The organism is Pseudomonas sp. RW409 (genome assembly GCF_003184125.1).
In the GTDB taxonomy this organism is placed as follows: Bacteria; Pseudomonadota; Gammaproteobacteria; order Pseudomonadales; family Pseudomonadaceae; genus Aquipseudomonas; species Aquipseudomonas chlororaphis_I.
This window is the reverse complement of the sequence record NZ_QHHP01000042.1, coordinates 460,036-480,830: the sequence shown is the minus strand read 5'-3', so window position 1 is coordinate 480,830 and position 20,795 is coordinate 460,036. Positions and strand designations below refer to the sequence as shown.

General features: G+C 66.6%; 17 protein-coding genes. All 17 read right to left on the bottom strand.

All coding sequences use genetic code 11. The annotated features are described in order from the left end of the window. Positions 1–989, bottom strand: a 989-nt coding sequence (tssI, locus tag DK261_RS29125) for a type VI secretion system tip protein TssI/VgrG (RefSeq protein WP_146218564.1), incomplete at its 3' end; no start/stop codon positions are given. A 167-nt stretch (positions 990–1,156) separates the two neighbouring features. Then, positions 1,157–1,939 (bottom strand): ChbG/HpnK family deacetylase, encoded by a 783-nt coding sequence (locus DK261_RS29120; protein ID WP_110177508.1) that lies wholly within the window; start codon positions 1,937–1,939, stop codon positions 1,157–1,159. Between the two features lie 20 nt (positions 1,940–1,959). After that, the gene (locus DK261_RS29115; protein ID WP_110177222.1) at positions 1,960–3,090 is read right to left on the bottom strand and encodes a GNAT family N-acetyltransferase; all 1,131 of its coding nucleotides are present in this window, start codon (positions 3,088–3,090) and stop codon (positions 1,960–1,962) included. Further along, complete coding sequence (locus tag DK261_RS29110; protein WP_028683898.1) at positions 3,087–3,791, bottom strand: GNAT family N-acetyltransferase; 705 nt, start codon at positions 3,789–3,791, stop codon at positions 3,087–3,089. The genes DK261_RS29115 and DK261_RS29110 overlap by 4 nt, the downstream gene beginning before the upstream one ends. Then, a complete protein-coding gene (locus tag DK261_RS29105) occupies positions 3,788–5,722 on the bottom strand; it encodes a hypothetical protein (protein WP_110177221.1) in 1,935 nt (644 codons plus the stop codon). Before DK261_RS29105 ends, DK261_RS29110 begins: the two co-directional genes overlap by 4 nt. Then, positions 5,716–7,026, bottom strand: coding sequence for a lipopolysaccharide biosynthesis protein (locus DK261_RS29100; protein ID WP_028683900.1), 1,311 nt, complete (start codon positions 7,024–7,026; stop codon positions 5,716–5,718). Before DK261_RS29100 ends, DK261_RS29105 begins: the two co-directional genes overlap by 7 nt. Next, complete coding sequence (locus tag DK261_RS29095) at positions 7,023–8,021, bottom strand: polysaccharide deacetylase family protein (protein ID WP_028683901.1); 999 nt, start codon at positions 8,019–8,021, stop codon at positions 7,023–7,025. The genes DK261_RS29100 and DK261_RS29095 overlap by 4 nt, the downstream gene beginning before the upstream one ends. 1 nt (position 8,022) lies before the next feature. Beyond that, positions 8,023–9,159: a glycosyltransferase gene (locus DK261_RS29090; protein ID WP_028683902.1), complete on the bottom strand. Its 1,137-nt coding sequence runs from the start codon at positions 9,157–9,159 to the stop codon at positions 8,023–8,025. Beyond that, on the bottom strand, positions 9,152–10,117 hold the full coding sequence (locus tag DK261_RS29085) for a glycosyltransferase (protein WP_110177219.1): 966 nt from the start codon (positions 10,115–10,117) through the stop codon (positions 9,152–9,154). Before DK261_RS29085 ends, DK261_RS29090 begins: the two co-directional genes overlap by 8 nt. A gap of 1,300 nt (positions 10,118–11,417) precedes the next feature. Then, positions 11,418–12,776 (bottom strand): O-antigen ligase, encoded by a 1,359-nt coding sequence (locus DK261_RS29080; RefSeq protein ID WP_028683904.1) that lies wholly within the window; start codon positions 12,774–12,776, stop codon positions 11,418–11,420. Further along, a complete protein-coding gene (locus DK261_RS29075) occupies positions 12,773–13,837 on the bottom strand; it encodes a glycosyltransferase family 4 protein (protein WP_016702143.1) in 1,065 nt (354 codons plus the stop codon). Before DK261_RS29075 ends, DK261_RS29080 begins: the two co-directional genes overlap by 4 nt. Before the next feature lie 23 nt (positions 13,838–13,860). Then, positions 13,861–15,429, bottom strand: coding sequence for an LPS biosynthesis protein (locus DK261_RS29070; protein ID WP_028683906.1), 1,569 nt, complete (start codon positions 15,427–15,429; stop codon positions 13,861–13,863). A gap of 11 nt (positions 15,430–15,440) precedes the next feature. Then, on the bottom strand, positions 15,441–16,454 hold the full coding sequence (locus tag DK261_RS29065; RefSeq protein WP_009048934.1) for a polysaccharide biosynthesis/export family protein: 1,014 nt from the start codon (positions 16,452–16,454) through the stop codon (positions 15,441–15,443). 22 nt (positions 16,455–16,476) lie between these two features. Continuing rightward, entirely contained in the window at positions 16,477–17,121 is a 645-nt protein-coding gene (locus DK261_RS29060) for a CpsD/CapB family tyrosine-protein kinase (protein WP_028683907.1), read from the bottom strand. Between the two features lies 1 nt (position 17,122). Next, a complete protein-coding gene (locus tag DK261_RS29055; protein ID WP_009048936.1) occupies positions 17,123–17,896 on the bottom strand; it encodes a sugar transferase in 774 nt (257 codons plus the stop codon). Positions 17,897–17,970: 74 nt separating this feature from the next. Then, positions 17,971–18,990, bottom strand: a complete 1,020-nt coding sequence (locus DK261_RS29050) for an NAD-dependent epimerase (RefSeq protein ID WP_028683908.1) — start codon at positions 18,988–18,990, stop codon at positions 17,971–17,973. Beyond that, positions 18,987–20,339, bottom strand: a complete 1,353-nt coding sequence (locus DK261_RS29045) for a UDP-glucose/GDP-mannose dehydrogenase family protein (protein WP_028683909.1) — start codon at positions 20,337–20,339, stop codon at positions 18,987–18,989. Before DK261_RS29045 ends, DK261_RS29050 begins: the two co-directional genes overlap by 4 nt. Positions 20,340–20,795: the final 456 nt, after the last annotated feature.

Genomic DNA, 20,795 nt, shown 5'->3' with positions numbered 1-20,795 from the left:
ATGTTCTCGCCCAGCACCTGCGGCTGCTTGCCCTCGTGGATCACTTCCAGCAGCAGCCACAGGTCGTTCCATTCGCTGCGCGGGTGTTCGGCCAGGGTCAGGAAGTGGCCGCTGACCAGGCTCGGCTCGTCGCCTTTGCCTTCGGCCAACTGGTAGTCGCTGCGGTGGCGTTCCAGGGCGCGGGTCGCCAGTTGCTTGCCGCGGGCCTGCTGGGTGAACAGGCCGGGGTAGTCGTAGTCTTCCAGGTCCGGCATGGCCCCGGACTTGGCCGCGCCCTCGGGCAGCAGCCGTGGTTTCTCGAAGTCGTAATCGCGGCGGCTGACGCGGCTGGTGCGGGTTTCCAGGCGCAGGTTGAAGCGCTTGATCACCGGCTGTTCGGCGGCCATGCCCGAGTCCTGCTGGTAGTTCACCGCCGTCAGCTTGCGGAACACCGTCTGGTCGTCGCCGAACACCAGCTTGTGGCCGCCGGCACTGTGCTGGAAGTGGAAGTGAATGCCTTCTTCTTCACACAGGCGCTGGATGAAGTGCAGGTCGGACTCGTCGTACTGGGTGCAGTAGACCCGCTCCGGGTAGGTGGCGCCGAGCTGGAAACTGTAGGCGTCGGCCAGGATGCCGCGGGCCTCGAGGACCTGGGCGATGATCTTCGGCACGCTCAGATGCTGGTAGATCTTCTGGTTGAAGTTGTGGCGCAGGTAGTTGAGCTGCGGGGTCAGGCTGATGCTGTAGCGGGTCAGCTTGCGCCCGGAATCACCCTGGGCGATGCGGTACACCAGGCCATGGATCAGGCCTTTGCCTGTGCTGCCGAACGTCAGGCAGGCCGGCTTGTGCAGCAACTCCTCGAGCTTGAGGTCGGGACGCGCGCTGACCAGTTCGATATCGAAGCAGAAGGGTTGATTGAGGGCTTCGCGGCCAACGAAACTGAGGACCTGAAGGTCGACCGAGGCGCCTTCGATCGTCAGGGAAATATGGGTAGCGTTAGCATCCAGCATGCCGTGAAATCCATCCATTGAATAAGCAGGGGGCGGATGGTGCAGGAATAAGCCAGTCGATTCAAGCAGGGTCGGCCGCCGCCATCCGCCCCCCTGGAACATTCAGAAATGTCCGCGCCAACTATCCCTTAGGCCTGACAACCGATCCGGCTAACGCCCTACGGGGATCAGCGCAACTGGCTGTAGGCGATATGCCGATGGCCCCTCAGGGTTTCCCGTAGCAACCGGTCCAGGGACTGCCCCTCGGGCAGGTAATCGTCACCGAAATCGCCGTCGGCCAGCAGGGTCGGATGGACCACCACTTCCAGCGCACCGGCTGGCTGGAAGCCTTGCAGCAGGTCCCGCGGGGTGCAGACGAAGGCCACCGTGGCGCCGCTCAAACGGACGATCCGCCGGTTCAGGGCGTTCTTGAACAGACGCTTGGCCAGGCCGATATTGCCCCCGACATTACGCGCCAGGCGCACCGGCACGCCCTGTTGCGCGGCGAAGCGGGCGACGATCGGGGCGATCGGCCACAGGTTGTGCACATGCTGATGGGAGTCGATATGGCTCGGGCGCAGGGCCTGGTCGACGCAGCGTTGCCATTGCGCTTCGAGTTCCTCCCGGACCGCGGCCACAGTGCTGGCGGGCAGGTGCAGCACCGAGCGCGGCAGCCTGAGGTCGAACTCGCCGCTGCTGTTGCAGAACCGCCGCTGGCTGCGGATCGGCACGCTCAGCGGCTCGCCGTAGGTCAGGTTGAAATGCAGGCCGATGCGTCCTTGCAGACTGTTCTCGCGAGCCAGCCGGCAGGCGTCCTCGAAGGCCGGCATATTGGCCATCAGGGTCGCGGAGCTGATCACCCCACGCTCGAAGGCGCGCAGGGTCAGCTGGTTGTACTCGGGGTCGAGGCCGAAGTCGTCGGCATTGACGATCACCGCCGGCAGGTTCGCCGCGGTCGTTGTGCTGTTCAAACGGCTGTTCAAAGTAGCGCTCAAGGTCGGCTCTCTTGCTGGTGGCGGGCGGCACGGCGTTCGCGCCAGTTTTTGACATGGGGTTTGAGGGCTTGCCAGAGGCGATCGGCGAGGCCCAGCAGCAGGCCGCCGGGGCGGCGCGAATAGAAGCTCCAGCGCTGGTGCTCGACCTGGCCGCTCATGCGTTCGTGCAATTGATGGCTGGAACGGCTGAGGCTGACCCGCGAGGCATCGACCCACTGCCAGCCTTCGTCGAGGCCCCAGTGGATCCACTCGTCGAGCAGCAGCCGGCCGCTGCCCAGGCTGGCGTAGTCCGGCAGGAAGGCGATGTTGTAGTCGTACAGCCGCCCGCGCTCCAGCAGCCCCAGGCGATAGCTGATGCAGCGGCCCTGGTGTTCGAGCAGCACCACGCGCACGCAGCCGTCGGCGGCCAGCCCACGCAGGGCGCTGCGCATCCACTGCTGGCGCTGGGTGCCGGAGAAGATCCCCAGGCCATCCGCGCCTTTCCAGCTGGCCTGTTCCACGGCGCCGATAAAGTCCAGCAGCGCGTCGATGCCCTCGCCATCGGGGCTGACGCGGATCACCCGGGCGTCGATTTCGGCGCAGCGTTTTTTCGCCCGGCGCAGCTCGTAGCGCAGGTTCTTGTCCCGGGCTTCCTGGCGGTCGGCTTCGACGATCAGGTGTTCCGGCGCCCGGCAACTGATCGCGCAGGCGCTGTACCAGCTGTGCTCGCGCCAGCTCGCCAGGGTGGGTTCGGCCGCCAGCAGTTCGCTCAATTGCAGCAGGGCATGGGGCAACTCGCGGCGGATTTCCTCCAGTGCCCGGGGCATGGCCGGCAGCGCGTCCTCGGCCACCAGCAGCGCCAGGCGGTCGCTGAGGGGGAAGCCCAGGTGGCGCACCACCTGCAACGGCAGGCCGGCCTTGCGCTCGCGGCCATGCAGCAACGGCAGGCACAGCACCAGCCGTTCCCCGTGCCAGCCCAGCAGCACCCGCAGGCGTTGCCCGGCGTCCAGCGCTTGCTCGGCGCCGCGCAGCCAGGCCAGGCGATTGAAGGGCGTGGCCAGTTCGACCGCGTTGCGCAGTTGCTCGAAGGCGGCGGCGGGAAAGTCATCGTCCAGCAGGCTGGAGCGCCAGGCGAAGCGGATCGTCACAGCGGCTCCCTACCGGCGTCGGTCGAGGTGCCTGCTTGTGCTGTCGGCCGCGACTTGCGCAGGTGCAGCAGGCGGGGCTGGTGATAGGGCACGCGCCGATGGAAATGCAGGCAACGCAACAGGCAATAGACGTGGATCGATTCGCCGACCTCAGTGAAACCCATGCGCATGTGCATCTTCAGCGCCGCCTCGTTGCGCACGTTGACCACCGCCCGGGTGGCCTTGAAGCCGCGTTCGCGGTAGTGCTCCCAGATCAGTTTCTGCGCCAGCACCACCACCCCGGTACCGCGGTAAGGCAGGGCGCACTCGCCGGCGAACTGATAGATGCAGCCCGGCGGGATGCGGATCCAGCAGCGGTACAGCTGATCGTCGTAGTAGTCGCGCTCGTTGATCCAGATCATCAGCATCACGTTGCCGTCGGCGTCGAGGTGGGCGTAGCCGCGACAGCCCTTGTCCAGCAGGCCGCGGATCGCCGGCAACTGTGCGGAAAAGTATTTCTCGAAGGCCGGCAGCAGCGCGCGGTCGATTGGCACCTGGGGCCAGCGCCGCGTGGTGACCGGGCAGGGCACCGGCAGCGCCAGGGAGCGTTCGACGCTGAGCAGTTCCCAGTGGTAATAGAAGTAGCGCTCGCGCAGGACCCGCAGGCTGTCGCGCAGGCCCTTGCGGCGGATTTTTTCCAGCAATGCGCTCAATCGGCTCATAAGGCTTTCCAGGTCAGGGCAAACAGGGTTTCGCCGGGCAGCTCGAAGTGCACCCGGCCATCGCGGCATTCAACGGCCGCGTCGCGAGGCTGGTCGTCGGGGCCGAGCAGGCTCAGCTTGAGCGGCGCGGCCTGGCACAGGTCGCCGGGGCCGTCGAGGCTCACCGCCTGCACCCGCGACGCCTTGTTCACCCCCAGCAGGCTGTGGCGGCCGGCCTCGCTCATGGCCAGGGCATCGACCTCGAAGGCCGGGTTGTCCAGGGCTTGCACATGGGCCAGCCAGTGCCGGGCAATGAACTGCTGGGCCACGGCCACCGGCTTGAGGCTGAACTGGTTGGCGCTGCGTTGCGCGAGCATGCCCTTGGGGTAGTCCGGCTCGTCGGCGGCCTGGAACCAGTTGAGCATGTCCAGCAGGCCGTCCGCCGAGGCGTTGATCACCACCGAGGCCCACCACAGGCCGGCGTAATGGGTGTCCTGCTGATAGGGGCTCAGATCGCGGCCGCTGGAGATATTGGTCTGGCTCAGCAGCAGGGCCTTGCGCGGCCGGCCCGCGGCATCCAGGCCCACCAGCTCGGCGGCGGCGCGCACGCTGTCGCGGTAGCGGCGGGTGGCGAGCAGGTCGCGGACCATCCATTCGTGCCAGGCCAGGGCGTCGATGTCCTGACCGTGCCGCTCCAGCAGCTTGCGCGCCCAGTCGATGCCGCGGCGTTGCCCGGCGCCGACCCGGAACGGCCCGTCGAGCAGCCGCGAACTGGCCGGCATGGCGATCCGCACCCCGGCCGCGCGGGCCTCGGGGTTGGCCTTGGTCCGGGCCAGCATCTGCTCGAAGTACAGGGCGTAGCTGCTGTAGTCCGGGTAGTTGAGGTTGGGCTCGTCGGCGAAAGCCAGGTAATGCAGGCCGTTGCCGGCCAGGCGCACGCTGTCGGCCAGCCAGGCGTCGAGGCCGGCGAAACTCTGGGCGTCCGCCGCGAGCACGGCGCGGCGCCCGGTGCCGGCCAGCAGGGTGATGTCGCGGTCGATCCCGAAGCGCTCGCGGTACAGCCGGCGAAAGCCGATTTCCCGCTCGGGCTCCTGCTCGATCACATCGACGAAGCTGTAGAAGTTGGCCGCGCGGGCGCCAATCGCCTGCAACAGGCCGAAGGTGGACTGCGGCGGCTGGGCATAGGGCAGGGCGATGCCCAGGCGCGGCGTGGTCCCCAGGATCTGGGCTTTCAACTGCAGGTGGGCCTCGCCCCGGGGCTGGTCCAGCGGGTGCAGTTGCTGGACCTCCTGGGCAAACAGATTGGCCGTGCCGTCCAGCCAGAACGCCGCCTTGCCGGAGCCGCCCAGGGCCAGGCGCCAGACTTCGTCCTGTTCGGCCGGCGGCAGCGCCACCTGGTCGAATTGCCCGTAGGCCGGATGTTCTTTCAGTTCCAGGCGAACCTTGGCGCCATCGCTCAGGCGGCTGGCCTGCAAGACGCTGACGCCGCCGTAATATTTGCCGGCCAGTATCGCCTGCTCGCCGGCCGCCACCCGGAAGTACAGCTCGGCGCCGCTGTGCACTTCGGCGCTGAAATGCACCTTGGTCGGCTCGAATTGCGCCGCCGTGCTACCGCGGTGGCTGACGGTGAATCCGCGAAAGCTGTAGCCGGGAATCTGCAGGCGATAGTCGCCCGCGGCCGCTGGCAGCTCGATGTCCTGCTCGCCATAGGCCTGGTCGGCGCGGATCTCCAGTTGCTTGAACAGCTGGCCGCCGGGCTGCAGCAGGTACAGCTGCTCGCGATTGGCGTCGCTCTGCCAGGCCGGGCTCCAGCCGATCTTCAGCCGGTCCGGCTGGGCGGCGCGCAGGTACAGGCTGCCGTCGCGGATGCTCGACCACTGCATGGATTCGGCCTGGGCGCCCGGGGCCAGACTGAGCAGGGCCAGGAATGTGTAGAAAGCGGTCTTCAGCATGCCGCCTCCCGAGGGCGCAACAGCGCGCGCAGTTGCATCAGATCTTCGGGCAGCAGGAGCAGGGTGCGGTACCAGGCCACGCCGCTCAGGCGGCAGTACATCACCAGCATTGCCAGGCTCACCGCCAGATAGGCCAGGGACGAGGCCAGGCCGGCGCCGACTATGCCCAGGGTCGGGATCAGCACGGCGTTGAGCAGCAGGTTGAGCAGCGCGCCGCCGCCCAGCAGCCACGACAGCGCGCCGGGGCGCTGCTTGCCCAGCAGGTCCAGGCGCAGGATGCTCGCGTAGCACAGGCCGAACAGCCCCGGCAGCAACGCCAGCAGGGCCGGATAGGCCGGGCCGTAGGCCTCGCCGAACAGGCTGATGATCAGCCAGTGGCCGACCAGCGCCATGCCCAGGCAGGCGCCAAGCATCACCGTGGCAGTGATGCGCAGGGCCAGCGGGGTCAGGCGTTCGATGCCTTCGCCCTGTTGCAGCAGGCGCTTCATCAGCGGCGTGGTCACCGCCTCGGGAATGATCAGCAGCAGTTCCGCGGCGGCGCTGGCCATGGCGTACAGGCCCAGGGCGACCGGGTCGAGCAGGGCGCCGATAAACAGGTAGTCGCAGCGCAGCATCAATTGCTGCGAGAGCACGCCGGGGTGGCTCTGGGCGCTGTAGCGCAGCAGCTTGCCTTGCTCGCCCGGCTGCCAGCGCAGCCGCAACCGGTGATAACGCCCCAGCCAGTACCAGCCCGCCAGTACCACCAGCAGGGTGCCACCGAGCCAGCCGGCCAGCGCCGCCGACAGGGCCTGGTCGCGCCACAGCCACCAGAGCACGACAAACAGCAGCAAGGGCACCAGGGATTCCAGCAGACGCAGGCCATTGAACGCGCCGACCCGACCGTCAGCGTTGTGCAGGGTCAGCAGGCCGCTCTTGAGCACGGTCAGCGGCACCGCTAGCAGCAACAGCCAGGCGAAGGGGCCGAGCTGGGTGGTGATCGACCAGTCCTGGCCCAGGCTGTTCATCAGCAGCAGGCCGATCACGGTCAGGGTCCCGGCCAGCAGGCAGCCGTAGACCAGGATCTGCGTCAGCAGCAGGCCCATCGGTCGCTGGCGCGCCGCTTCATAACCCACCGCGGTGTTCAGGCCGCCGCTGGTGAGGGCGGCGATCAGGTCGGGCAGGGCGCTGAGCAGGGCGAACAGGCCGCGATCCGCCGGGCCCAGCAGGCGCGCCAGCAGCACGTTGCGCAGCAGGCGAATGGCGATCATCGCCAGCCGCGTGCCCATGCTCAGCAGCAGGTGCCAGACATAGCCGTTGCGCTTCATGCCCGCGCCCCTTTCAGCAGGCGCCAGGCCAGCAGCGACGGGCAGCGGGCGCTGGCCTGGCTGACGTCGATGCGCGGCAGGGCCAGGGGTTCGTTGCGCGAGGGTTCGATCAGCCCCGGGGCGGTGCCCAGGGCATAGCGGTAGCCGAGGTCGGCGACGGCCTGGCGCACGCTCGGGTCATGGTCGCCATTGGGGTAGCAATAGATCGGCAGCGGCGCGGCGCAATGGTGCTGCACGCAAGCATGGGAGCGTGCCAGGTCGTCCTTCAGGGCCGCGTTGTCGAATTGGGTGAGGATGCCGTGGCTGGCGCCATGGGGTCCGAAGCGCACCAGCCCGGAACGTTCCAGGCGCTTGACCTGGCTCCAGTCCAGGCTGTGGGGCGCGGTGTCTCGCGGGCAGCTGTCGGCCAGCAATTGCAGGCTGTCCGGGGCCAGGGTTTTCAGGCGTTGCAGCAACAGCCCGAGGTCACGGCTGCGGGCCTCGTCGGCGCCGGGTTGTCTGAGGCTGGCCGGCAGCACCACGCCCAGTACCCGCAGTTGCTCCTGCAATTGCCGGCCGGCGATGCTCTCGGGTTGGCGCCACAGGGTCTCGCCGATGGCTTCCCACCAGAACGCCTTGCCAGTGCCGATAAAGTCGGTGGAGAGAAAGATGCTCGCCGGTACTTCATGACGTTCCAGCAGTGGATAGGCCTGCTCGGCGTTGTCGCGCCAGCCGTCGTCGAAGGTCAGGGCCAGCCGTGGGCGATCGCCGCCGGGGTACAGCAGCAGGTGCTCCAGCGGCACGCAGTCGAAATGCCGGCGCAGCCAGCGCAGCAGGTGCTCGAAACTGTTGCGGCCGACACACAGCGGCCCGCGATGGGGCAGGTTCGCTGCGTGTTCGTCCGCCAGCACCCGGTGCAGCATCAGTACCACGCCGGCTTCGCTCAGGCGCGTGCGCCCGAAGCTATTGAGGTAGGCGCTGCCGGCCAGGCGCTTGAAGTGTTGTCTGAGTGTCATGTCAGCGGTTCTGCTGCGGGTTCCACAGGCTGTAGCGCTGCCCGCGGAGAAATTGCCAGAGGCCCATGCTCATGCCGGCCAGGGTCACCAGGACGAAACCGGCCAGGCGAAAGGGTTTGGGCAAGCGCCCGCGCTGATCGAGCAGGCCAAGCATACCGGCGCCATAACCGCACAGCTGGGCGATCAGGCACAGGCTGTAGAAGGCCCCGGCGTTCCACAGCCACAGGTTGCTGAGCAGCAGCGGGATCAACAGCACCGGCGCCAGGCGGCGGATCAGTTTGTGGCTGATCAGCGCGATCGCGTAGAAGCCGTGGCGCCAGGGATTCATCAGGCCACGGCGCTGGGCCAGGCTTTGCAGGCCGCCGACCGTGACCCGCAGGCGTCGGCGGTATTGCTTGCCGACTTCATCCACGCCCTGGTCCAGCACCTGGGCCTCCTCGACGTAGACGATGCGTTTGCCCGCGACTGGGGCGCAGGTGCTGATAAAGAAGTCGTCGTTGACCTCGGCCGGCACCCGCTCGAACAGTTCGCGGCGCAGGGCCAGCAGCGCGCCGTCCGCCGAGACCATGCAGCCGGTGCGGTTTTCCGCCTCGCGCAGCCAGGCTTCGTAGTGGCGGTAAAGGCTGTCACCCAGGCTCAGGGCGTGGCCGGGGGTGGGGATGATCATATGCCCGCCGCAGGCCCCGACTTCCGGATCGGCGAAGGGGGCGAGCAGCTTGCCGAGGGTGTCGCCGGACCATTGGTTGTCGGCGTCGGTGAACACCAGGATCTCGTTGCGCGCCAGTTCCACCGCGGCATTCAGCGCTCCGGCCTTGCCTACTCGCGGCAGGTCGAGCACCAGCACCCGCTGGTCGTGGATCGCCAGCGCGGTGGCCACGGTGGCGTCGGTCGAGCCGTCGCTGGCGAGGATGATCTGCAGGTCGGTGGTCGGGTAGTCCTGGGCCAGCAGGGTGCGCAGCTTGTGCTCGATGTGCCGGCTTTCGTTGTGCGCGGCGATGATCACGCTGACCGACAAGGGCGGCCCCGGCTCGACCCGGGGCTTGCGGATAAACAGGCTGATCAGCGCCAGGATCAGCGGGTAACCGATCCAGGCGTAGACCGGCAACAGCAGGCATAACCAGAAGAGTGTCTTAGCCACGATCGGGCCTCACGGCAGTACGGTTGAAAAGGCCCTGCAGCAGGGCAGCGGCGCCCAGGTGCAGGCGCAGCCAGTGCAGCAGCCAGAGTTGCAGGAAAAACAGTGGGTCGCGGTGCCGGTAGCTCTGGCGTAGGGCCAGGCCCAGGGGCGCCAGGGCGCTGCCGAGCAGGGCCAGCAGCGCCGCCGGCCATTGCCCGCCGAGCAGGCAGAGCACGGCCAGCAGGCTGAGCAGGGCGGTGGCCAGGCACAGCAGGGGGAAACGCAACAGCCGCGGGCTCAGCCCGCCATTGCGCAACAGCTGCACATGGCTGCTCTGGCGCCAGAACTCCTTGCCGCTCCATTCGCGCCAGCTGCCCTCGAAGCCCCAGTGCTGCACCACGGGTGTGGCCAGGCTCAGCTGGCGGGCGCCGGCACGGTTCAGGCGCAGGCCGAAATCCTTGTCCTCGCCGGTGCGCAGACCCTCGTCGAAACCGCCGATGCGGTTGAACCAGACCCGGGCCATGCACAGGTTGGGGGTGGGCAGCCATTGCAGCAGGCGTTCCTGCTGGTTGCCGGACAGGCTGCGGCGCTGCCAGGCGCGGGCGAACCAGGGCGCGCTGCGCGGTGCATCGCAGTCCAGGGCGAAGACATCGGCGCGCTGGCTGGCCTCGGCGGATTTCCACAGCAGCAGCCAGTTCAGCGGCACCTCGATGTCGGCATCGAGGAAGGCCAGCCAGTCGCCGGTCGCACAGGCCGCGCCGCGATTGCGCAGGGCGCCGATGGACAGCCCGGGGTAATGCAGCACCCGCGCGCCCTGGTCCATGGCCAGTCGCGGACCGTTGTCGCGCGAGCCGTTGTCGACCACGATCAGCTCGCATTCGAGCCCCGCCACCGCGGCGGCGCTGCTGACGCTGTCCAGGGTGCGCACGATATGCCGCGCCTCGTTGTACATCGGCACGATCACGCTGATCCGTTTCATGCTCGGCTTTCCTTGTTCCTGACCGGTAGCTGCTGCCGCAGCGCATGGCCTGTGTAGCCGCTGCCGAGCCCGCGAGGCTGCGATCGGCTGCGCAGCAATCGCAAAACCTGAGCCCTCGATTTGCCTGGAGAAACGCATCGGTCGCCCTTGCGGCTGCTGCGCAGCCGATCGCAGCCTTCGCCAGCGGCTGCAGGGTTTGCGGTGGCCGTGTAGCCGCTGCCGGGCCTGCGAGGCTGCGATCGGTTGCGCAGCGACCGCAAAGCCTGAGTCCGCGGTCTGCCTGGATAAACGCGTTGGCAGGCCTTACGGCTACTGCGTAGCCGATCGCAGCCTTCGGCAGCGGCTACAGGGTTCGCGGTGGCCGTGTAGCCGCTGCCGAGCCTGCGAGGCTGCGATCGAGTGCGCAGCAATCGCAAAACCTGAGCCCTCGATTTGCCTGGAGAAACGCATCGGTCGCCCTTGCGGCTGCTGCGCAGCCGATCGCAGCCTTCGGCAGCGGCTACAGGGTTCGCGGTGGCCGTGTAGCCGCTGCCGAGCCCGCGAGGCTGCGATCGGTTGCGCAGCGACCGCAAAGCCTGAGTCCGCGGTCTGCCTGGATAAACGCGTTGGCAGGCCTTACGGCTACTGCGTAGCCGATCGCAGCCTTCGGCAGCGGCTACAGGGTTTGCGGTGGCCGTGTAGCCGCTGCCGAGCCTGCGAGGCTGCGATCGATTGCGGAGCAATCGCAAAGCCTGAGCCCTCGATTTGCCTGGAGAAACGCATCGGCCGCCCTTGCGGCTGCTGCGCAGCCGATCGCAGCCTTCGGCAGCGGCTACAGGATTCGCGGTGGCCGTGTAGCCGCTGCCGAGCCTGCGAGGCTGCGATCGGTTGCAACGCAACCGCAAAACCTGAGTCCGCGAACTGCCTGGAAAAACGCATCGGCAGGCCTTGCGGCTGCTGCGCAGCCGATCGCAGCCTTCGGCAGCGGCTACAGGGTTCGCGGTGGCCGTGTAGCCGCTGCCGAGCTCGCGAGGCTGCGATCGATTGCGGAGCAAGCGCAAATCCTGAGTCCGCGACCTGCCTGGAGAAACGCATCGGCAGGCCTTGCGGCTGCTGCGCAGCCGATCGCAGCCTTCGGCAGCGGCCACAGGGTTCGCGGTGGCCGTGTAGCCGCTGCCGAGCCCGCGAGGCTGCGATCGGTTGCGCAGCGACCGCAAAGCCTGAGTCCGCGAACTGTCTGGAGAAACGCGTTGGCAGGCCTTGCGGCTGCTGCGCAGCCGATCGCAGGCTGCGCCAGCGGCTACAGGGGGTGAGTACATCGTCATGGGCGGCTCTCCGGGGCTTCGGCCTGGCGGCGCAGGACGCTGGACAGGGCCAGGAAGATCCACAGGTATTTGTGGTTCGGTGCGCTGAGGAACAGCAGGAACACCGCCAGGGCCAGCAGGCTTAGGCCCAGGTGGGTGGCGATGTCGGCCTGGTCCTGCCGGCCCTTGCTCAGCCATGCGACCCGCGCCCGCTCGAAGTTGCGCAGGCCCATCAGCAATAGGGCGACAAAGCTCAGGCCGCCGGGAATCCCCAGTTCGCTGAACAGTTCCAGGTAAGTGTTGTGGGCGCGCCGGTAGAGGTCCGGCTCGTTCATGTTCTCCGAGAAGCCGCTGGCAAAACCGGTCTGCGCGTAATGGATCGGGAAGGTGCCCAGGCCCGAGCCGAGCAGCGGGTTCTCGCGGATCATCTGCCCGCCGACCACCAGGTACGAGGTACGTCGGCCCAGGGAGGTGTCGGCGGAGTGGGCGCCGGACTTGAGCAGGCTCAGGGACTGGATCCGCGCCACGTAGTCCGCCGGCAGCGCGGCGATGCCCAGGGGCACGACGATTGCCACGGCGAACATGACGAACCCCAGGTGCTTGGGCCGCAGCCGTTGCAGCCGATGGCGGTAGTGCCAGGCGCCGATGGCGATGGTGAACAGCACGACCAGCAGCCCGGAGCGCGAGTCGGTCTTGGTCATGCCGGCCATCAGCGTCAGGGTCACCCCGGCCCAGAACAGCCGCAGTGGCCAGTGTGGGTCGCGCAGGGCCAGGAGGATCGCCGGCGGCACCGCCATGGCGATCAGCAGGGCGAAGTAGTTGGCGTCCTGCAGCAGGCCGATGGCCCGGCCGCCGACCTGGTACTTGGCCGAGAACAGGGCGATCACGCAGGTGGCGGCCACACTCAGCGCCAACAGGCGGCAGAGCATCAGCAGGTTGACCTCGCGGCCGATCAGCAGGGTCACGAAAAACAGCACCAGGCCCACCGCCAGTTCCCGCAGGCTGCCCAGGGATACGTCGAGGTTCTCGCTGTACATCAGGCTCAGCAGCAGGCACAGCAGGAACGGCAGCAGCGCCCGCCACAGGTTGCTGCGCAGCCGCGTCTCGCCGATCTGGCGCATCAGCAGCTTGAACAGCAGGATCAGGATCAGCGAGGCCCCCAGCAGCTTGGCCGCGGAAAAAGAGCTGTCCTTGAACAGGCCTTCGAACGGCACCAGCGCGCAGATGCCCAGCAGGCCCCAGCCGGTGCGGCGGTACAGCAGCGCCAGGCCGAACATCCCGACCACCACCAGCGGCGCCAGGTAGGGCCAGGGGCTGGCGAGCAGCAGCAGGCAGGCCAGCCCCAGCAGGGCGCCCAGGGAAAGGGAGGCGATCATCGGTTCCAGGCCTCGCTGGTCGCGCGGTACAGGGCCTGCCAGCGCAGGGCCAGGCGCGGCAGGTGATAGTCGCGGCGTTGCCGCTGGCGCGCCGCCAGGCTCAGGCGTTCACCCAGGTCGGGGTCGTCCAGCAATTCGGCGATATGCCCGGCCAGCTCAATGCTGTCCAGCGGCCGGGCGAGCAGGCCGCTGACGCTGTGTTCGATCACATCGGGAATGCCGCCGACAGCAAAGGCGGCGATCGGCGTGCCGGCCTGCATGGCTTCGAGCAGGATCATCGGCGTGCCTTCGGTGCGCGAGCTGAGCACCAGCACGCTGAGGCGGTGCATCCATTTGCTCATGTTGTTCTGGTAGCCCGGCATCAGGATCTGCAACGCCAGGCCGGCGTCCTGGATGCGCTGGCGCAGCATCTCGCTCAAGGGCCCGTCGCCGAGCAGCACCACCTTCAGCGCCGGGCGTTGCTGGCACAGCGGGATCAGCGCGTCGAGAAACAGGTCCGGGCCTTTTTCCTGGCTCAGGCGGCCGACGAAGCCCACCAGCGGCGCATTGCGGTCGCGCAGGTTCTGGTCGGGGATGCACTGCTCGGGCAGACCATTGGGGATCACCTGCAGTTTCTCCGCCTCGACCCCGGCCTGGCGATGCAAGCGGGCGATGCTCTGCGCCACGCAGGCCACCCGGCGCACCGTGCGCCGGCGGCACAGGCGCAGGCTGAGCCAGGTGTAGAACTTCTGTTTGGCGCTGCGCGGAGTGAACCCGTGCTGGGTCCATACCAGCGGCAGGCCCAGGCGCCAGGCGCACAGCAGGGCAAACAGCTGGGCCTTGAAGTTGTGGGCATTGAGCAGCACCGGCTGTTGGCCCAGGTGGCTGAGCATGGCCCGCAGTCCGCTGCAACTGTGGCACTCGACGCCGCCCGCGCGAAAACGCTCGAGCAGGGCCGGCGGCGCGTCGATGAACAGCACCCGATGCTGCCCGGGCATGCCCCGGCAATGATCCAGCAGCATGCGTTCGGCGCCATAGAAGCCGCCGCTGTGGATCACATGGACAATCGGCAGGTCGGCCATGAGCCTCTCGCGTTCCGTGCGGTTCACTGCTTGGCCCAGTGCCAGAGCCACTGCCAGGTCCAACGCGGGTAGGGATTGACCACCGGCGCCTGCACCGCGTCGAGCACCATCAGCACCGGCAGGTTCAGGTGGTCGCCGACCTGGGCCGGATGCTTGAAGCGGTGATCGAAGAACTCGTAGACGTAGCCCAGGGCAATCGCCAGCAGCAGGCCGGTAAGCAGGCCCAGGGGGATGATCAGCATCGGTTTGGGGAACGCTGCCTCGCTGGGTTCATAAGGCTGGCTGAGCACCCGGGCGTTGGACAGCTCGCCATTGATCAGGCGCTCGCCGCGGCTTTCTTCGTAGCGCTGGGTGTAGGTGAAGAAGGCCTTGTGCAGGGCGTCGATCTCGGTGTCGAGCTGGCGCAGCTTGCTCAGTACTTCCTGCAGGTCGCGCACGCGGGTCTTGTATTCGTTGATCCGCGCGGTCTTCTGGGCGATCACCGAGTTGGTGATCTGCAGGTCGCTGGTGCGCTCGCGCACGCGGTTTTCCACTACCTTGAGGAACTGCGCGCGGGCGCGGACGATCTGCTCGCGCTGTTGCTGCATCGGCACGCTGTCGGCGCGGTAGGTGTCGGAGGTGGTGCCGTATTGGCTCACCAGGTTGGTCAACTGCTCGCCCAGCTGTTTGATCTCGCGGTCCTCGTAGGCCACGTTGTCCACGGTGTTGGCGAAGGCGAAGGGGAAGGTGTAGTCGGTCAGGCTGCCCTTGCGCGCGGCCTTCAGGTTGTTTTGCAGGTAGTCCAGGCGGCGCTGGTTCTCCAGGGCCTGGTCGCGGTAGCCGTTGAGCGACTGCTCCTCGGTGTTGATCGCGTTCAGGCGGAAGGTGATCTCTTCCTTGGGATCGGAGGCATGGGCCGCCTCCAGCAGGGCCTGGCGCAAGCCTTCGAGGTCGTCCAGGCGCTCCTGGTACTGGACTTTCTTCTGCTCGAAGAAGGCCTGCGGCAGCTCGTTGGATTGCAGGTCCTGGCGGTTCTTCAGGTAGTTGGCCAGCAGGCGCTCGACGAAACGCGTGCCCTGGGTCGGGTCGGCGCTGGCGTAGACCACCGAGATCACGTTGGAGCCGGGCAGGGTGGCGATCTTCAGGTCCTTGACCGCCTGGTTGGTCATGGAGTCGAGGGCGGTGTCGCGCACCGGTTCGATCTTCAGGCCCAGGGCTGAGCGCAGCGGGGTGGTCACATGATCGCGCAGCGGATTGAAGAGCAGCCGGGCGAGCAGGCCCTCGCCGTCGCCGAACTCGCCGGCCTCGCGCAACTGGCCGATGGTTTCGCGGATCAGCGTCGGCGAGCGCAGGATATTGCTCTCGGTTTCCATGTCCGCCAGGGACGGCGGGATGAACTTGTCGCTGTCCGGGGTGAGCACGGTATTGGCGTCGCTCTGCGACAGCTTCTTCGACTGCACTATGACTTCGGCGGTGATCTCGTAGCTCTGGCGCAGCACCAGCGGCAACAGCAGGGCGATCACGGCGAAGCCGAGGAACACACGTTTGATCAGCCGGCGATTGACGAAGAACACGAGGAGGAACTCGTGCAGGTAGTTTTCGATTCTGTTCATCGCGGGAAGGCTCAATTGTTGTCCGATTCTTTGTTGTCGACGCGGTAGCCGAAGCTGAAGCCGACGCCCTGGAACATGATGATGTCCGCCAGTTGCTTGCTGAACGCGCCGGCCTTGGCCAGGCGGGTCTTGGGCACATAGAGCAGGTCGTCCGGCTGCAGGTAGGCGAACTGCGCGGCGTTGCGGTCCAGGGCGGCGGCGACGTCGTAGGTGCGGGCCTGCACCTGGTTGCCGGTGCGGCGCATGATCACCACCGAGTCCAGGCGCGCGGTGGGGCCGGCGCCCTTGGCCAGGGTCAGGGCCTCGAGCACCGACACCGGGCGGCGGATCGGGTAGGCACCGGGCTGGCCGACTTCACCGAGCACGAACACTTCGTTGGCCGCCGTCGACTTGAGCAGCACGTCGGCGCTGACCTGGCCGACTTCCTTGGCGTAGCGCTGGTTGATGGTCTTCTGCAGCTGGCTGAGGGTCATGCCCTGCAAGGACATGGCGCCGAGCAACGGGAAGCTGGCGCGCCCGTCCGAGCCGACGGTGATCTCGCGGCTCAGGCCCGTGGCCGGGTTGGTCAGGCTGGTGCGCAGGTTGTCCAGCTGAGCCATGGCGTGGGAAATCGAAAAGGTCACCTGGGGTTTCTTCAGCACCCGCGCATAGGCGCTTTCCAGGGTCCGGCGCGCCTCTTCGGCGGTCAGCCCGGCGACCTGCACGTTGCCGACGTAGGGCATCTCGATGCTGCCGTCGGGCAATACCAGCTTGTTGCCGCCCAGCTCGGCGGCGCTGAGGAACGAGACGTCGACCTGGTCGCCCGGCTGCACCCGATAGCGGGTCTGGCTGGTGCTGCCGATGTGGAAGATCACGTCGAGCACGTCCTGGGGACGCAGGACCTGCTCCACCGGCAACACTTCGGTCATCTGGCCCTGGCCGGCGTCGGCGCTGAGGACCTGCACCGGCATTTGCTCGACGTCGGGGCTGGAACAGCCGGCGAGGGCGGCCAGCAACAGGCAAAGGGGGAGCGCTTGAGGTTTCATGTGCAGACTTTCCTTGTGCCGGTCAGAGACGGTCGTAGACCCATTTGGGCATGTAGTACTTGCGCGCGTTGAACACGCTGCCGATCAGTTTCGCCTCGGCCTGGACCAGCCGTTGCGCCGCGGCCTGGGCCACTTCCCAGCGGGTTTCCTCGCTGCGCACCACCAGCACCACGCCATCGACCTGGGTACTCAGGGTGAGGAGGTCGCCGTTGCTGTACACCGGGTCGCCGTCGACGATCACGAAGCGGTACACCTCGTTGAGCGCGGCGAACAGTTCCCGCAGCGGCTGGCTGGTCAGGCGTTCGCCGTACTGCTGGCGACGCCCCAGGGGCAGGAAGTCGAAGCCCGGGGCGCCGGGATGCTCGATGCAGGACGCCAGGCTCGGCGGCTGTTCGGCCAGCACCAGGTCGAGGAAGCCCGGGTTCTGTTCCAGGCCCAGGCGCTGGGTCAGGCTGTCGTCGGCGAGGCTGGTGTCCAGCAGCAGCACCCGTCCGCGGCTGGTGCGCGCCAGCTCGTTGGCCAGGGCCAGGCTGCTGGTGGTCACGCCGCTGTTGCGATTCGGCGCGGTAAGCAGGATCACCCGCAGTTGCTGGTCGAGTACGGTCACGGCCAGGTTGCTTTCGGTGGGGGTCTGGATGTCCAGACTGGCAAAGGTTGCAGCCGCCATTTCAACTTGCTCCGTGGCCGTTGAGGACTTTGAGAGGGGTTTTGAGCAGGATCTTCAGGTCCAGCCAGGGGCTTTGCTGAAAGATGTAGGTCATGTCCAGGGTCACCCGGCCGTCGAAATCCACATCGCTGCGCCCGGACACCTGCCACAGGCCGGTGATGCCGGGGTAGATGCTCAGGCGGCCGAGGTGATGTTCCTTGTAGGTCTGGGCGTGGAACGAGGTCGGCCGCGGGCCGACGATGCGCATCTGGCCGAGCAGCACATTGATCAGGTTCGGCAGTTCGTCGAGGCTGGTGCGCCGCAGGAAGCCGCCGATTCCGGTGATCCGCGGGTCGCGGTCGATCTTGAAGTCCACCGAGTCCGGGCCGTGCTTGTTCAGGTGGCGCACCGAGTCCTTCAGGGATTCGGCGTTGACCACCATGGTGCGGAACTTGTACATGCCGAAACGCCGGCCACGAAAGCCGGTACGCAGCTGCACGAAAAACACCGGGCCGGGGCTGGTCAGCTTGATCAGCAGGGCGATCGCCAGCAGCAGCGGCGCGATCAGCAGCAGGATCAGCGCGGCCAGCAGGGTCGAGGTCAGGCGCTTGCTCAGGGACAGGGTCCAGGGGCAGCCGCCGCGGCGACCGGTCAGCCAGCCACGGCGTTGCAGCTCGACGGCGGCCTCGACCTTGCGCCGGAACGGGTCGTTGCGCCGGTCGATATGGACGGGGCCGGCAGCCGGCGTCGGCTTATCGGGAACAGAAGGCGCGGGCGATGAGAATGGTCTCTCCATGTCCATCGGGGTATTTCCATAGGCAGTGGGTAGAAGCGGCGAGCGGGTTCGCCGGTGCAGCTCGGTGTGATTCGTCAGTCCCGTGGCGGCCGGTAGTAGCTCTGGAACCAGTCGACGAAGCGTCCCAGGCCTTCGGCCAGGGGCACCTGCGGGCCGAAACCGGTGACGTTCTCCAGGGCGCTGGCATCGGCGCAGGTGTTCAGCACATCGCCGGGTTGCAGCGGCAGGTACTCGACCAGCGCCTTGCGCCCGAGCAGTTGCTCCAGGGTGGCGACGTAGTCCTTGAGTTCCACCGGGCGCTGCCCGCCGATATTGAACAGGCGCCAGGGCGCCATGCTGGTGGCCGGGTCGGGCTGGTCGCGGTTCCACAGCGGGTCGCGCACCGGCGGTTTGGCCAGCAGGCGCACCAGGGATTCGACTATGTCGTCGATGTAGGTGAAGTCGCGCTGGTGCATGCCGTAGTTGAACAGCTTCAGCGGCCGGCCTTCGCTGATGGCCTGGGCGAACAGGATCGGCGACATGTCCGGGCGGCCCCAGGGGCCGTACACGGTAAAGAAGCGCAGGCCGGTGGCCGGCACGTCGAACAGGTGGCTGTAGCTGTGGGCCATCAGCTCGTTGGCCTTCTTGCTCGCGGCGTACAGCGACAGCGGATGGTCGACGTTGTCGCTGACCTTGTACGGCGTGTGATGGTTGGCGCCGTACACCGAGCTGGACGAGGCGTAGATCAGGTGCTCGACCGGGTAGCGCCGGCACATTTCCAGCAGGTTGAGAAAGCCGCCGAGGTTGCTGTCCAGGTAGGCCTTGGGGTTTTCCAGGGAATAACGCACCCCGGCCTGGGCCGCCAGGTTGATCACCACCTGCGGGCGGACCTGGGCGAACAGCCGGTCGAGGGCGTCGGCATCGCTCAGGTCCAGGCAGTACAGCGGGAAGGCGCCCACCTGTTGCTCGACCCAGCGCACCCGGTCGCGCTTGAGTTGCGGGTCGTAGTAGTCGTTGAAATTATCCAGCCCGGTGACCTGATGCCCATCCTTGAGCAAACGCAGTGCGGTATGGGCGCCGATGAAACCGGCGGCCCCGGTGATCAGGATATTCATGCGTAGAGCGCCCCCGGTAGACGATAGGGTAGTCCGATGCTCAGGTAATGCAGGCCGGCATCCGCCGCCTGTTGCGGGTTGTAGAGGTTGCGCCCGTCGACGATCAGCCGTGCCTTGAGACGCTCGCGCAGCTGGTTGAAATCCACCACGCGAAAGGCCTTCCACTCGGTGCAGATCACCAGCGCATCGGCGCATTGCAGGGTGTCGTCGCGGGTCGCGCACAGCTGCAGGTCGGGGCGGTAGCCGTACAGGCGCCGGCATTCGGTCATGGCTTCCGGGTCGTAGGCATGCACCGTGGCGCCGGCCTCCCACAGCGCTTCCATCAGGTAGCGGCTGGTGGCTTCGCGCATGTCGTCGGTGTTGGGCTTGAAGGCCAGCCCCCAGAGGGCGATGACCTTGCCGCGCAGGTCGTCGCCCAGATGCGCCTTGAGCTTGCGGAACAGCACGTGGCGCTGCTGCTCATTGACGTCGCGCACGGTCTTGAGCATGTGCGGCTCCAGGCCATGGCTCTCGGCGGTGTGGATCAGCGCCTTGAGGTCCTTGGGGAAACACGAGCCGCCAAAGCCGGCGCCCGGGTAGATGAAGTGGTAGCCGATCCGCGGGTCGGCGCCGATGCCCTTGCGCACGGCGCTGATGTCGACGTCCAGGCGCTCGGCCAGGTTGGCCATTTCGTTCATGAAGCTGATGCGCGTGGCGAGCATCGCGTTGGCGGCGTACTTCACCAGCTCGGCGCTGCGGTTATCCATGAACATCAGGCGGTCGCGGTTGTGATTGAACGGCGCGTACAGCTCGCTCAACTGCTGGCGCGGCTTGTCATGGGCGCAGCCGACGATGATCCGGTCCGGACGCATGCAGTCGGCCACCGCGCTGCCTTCCTTGAGGAACTCGGGGTTGGACACCACATGCACCTTGAGCTCGGACTTGCCCAGGTCGGTGAGCTGCTCGATGACGGTTTCCAGCACCAGGTCGGCGGTGCCCACCGGCACCGTGGATTTGATCACCAGGGTCTTGTCGCTGTGCATCAGGCGGGCGATGTCGCGGGCGACGGCAATCACATGGTCGAGATCGGCGGAGCCGTCTTCGTTGGACGGGGTGCCGACCGCGATGAACATCAGCTCGCCATGGTTCACCGCGTCCTGGGCCTGGGTGGTGAAGGACAGGCGGCCGGCTTTCAGATTGTCTTCGATCAGCGTCGTCAGCCCCGGCTCGTGAATGGGCGCGATGGCGCGCTGCAATTGGGCGACTTTCTGGCCGTCGATGTCGACACAGACCACGTTGTGGCCGACGTCGGCCAGGGCGACTGCTTGTACCAGGCCGACGTAGCCGGTACCAAAAACGCTGACATCCAAGGGAGGAACCTCATCCGTGATGGGTAATGAGTGAGTTTTTTCTGCCCACTTCTTAAAGAACTGAATAGGTGCAAGTCCTTTTCGCGTTCTTTTTTTGACACTACCACAGCATGGAGACGGTTAATTGGCGTTTTGCCGTGTTGTATAAATGACGATGGCGTTTTGGATCCTTTTATAAATTAATTAATTGTTTTTAAAATCAAATAGATAGTTAGTCTGAAAGGGTGGTGAAAGCATTGTGTCAATTCCTTGATACAAAACTCGTAAGGGCAAATAAAGCCGACGAACGGTAGTTTTTTGAGTGAAAAAAACAGCGTTTTTATCGTCGGCGGACGCTTGCTTGGATCCAAAACTTCTGGAATCGCCCAATGAATGGCGCCTCGGTCAAGGGCCTCCACGACGGAAAAAAGTGTTGGAAATGATCGCTTTATCGCAGGCGGGGCAGTGCGCTGGAAG

Coding starts and splice junctions, on each gene's coding strand:
- DK261_RS29080 (WP_028683904.1), bottom strand. CDS start 12,776: ATGATCGCCTCCCTTTCCCTGGGCGCCCTGCTGGGGCTGGCCTGCCTG.
- DK261_RS29065 (WP_009048934.1), bottom strand. CDS start 16,454: ATGAAACCTCAAGCGCTCCCCCTTTGCCTGTTGCTGGCCGCCCTCGCC.
- DK261_RS29075 (WP_016702143.1), bottom strand. CDS start 13,837: ATGGCCGACCTGCCGATTGTCCATGTGATCCACAGCGGCGGCTTCTAT.
- DK261_RS29105 (WP_110177221.1), bottom strand. CDS start 5,722: ATGCTGAAGACCGCTTTCTACACATTCCTGGCCCTGCTCAGTCTGGCC.
- DK261_RS29095 (WP_028683901.1), bottom strand. CDS start 8,021: ATGACACTCAGACAACACTTCAAGCGCCTGGCCGGCAGCGCCTACCTC.
- DK261_RS29100 (WP_028683900.1), bottom strand. CDS start 7,026: ATGAAGCGCAACGGCTATGTCTGGCACCTGCTGCTGAGCATGGGCACG.
- DK261_RS29070 (WP_028683906.1), bottom strand. CDS start 15,429: ATGAACAGAATCGAAAACTACCTGCACGAGTTCCTCCTCGTGTTCTTC.
- DK261_RS29060 (WP_028683907.1), bottom strand. CDS start 17,121: ATGGCGGCTGCAACCTTTGCCAGTCTGGACATCCAGACCCCCACCGAA.
- DK261_RS29085 (WP_110177219.1), bottom strand. CDS start 10,117: ATGAAACGGATCAGCGTGATCGTGCCGATGTACAACGAGGCGCGGCAT.
- DK261_RS29110 (WP_028683898.1), bottom strand. CDS start 3,791: ATGAGCCGATTGAGCGCATTGCTGGAAAAAATCCGCCGCAAGGGCCTG.
- DK261_RS29050 (WP_028683908.1), bottom strand. CDS start 18,990: ATGAATATCCTGATCACCGGGGCCGCCGGTTTCATCGGCGCCCATACC.
- DK261_RS29055 (WP_009048936.1), bottom strand. CDS start 17,896: ATGGAGAGACCATTCTCATCGCCCGCGCCTTCTGTTCCCGATAAGCCG.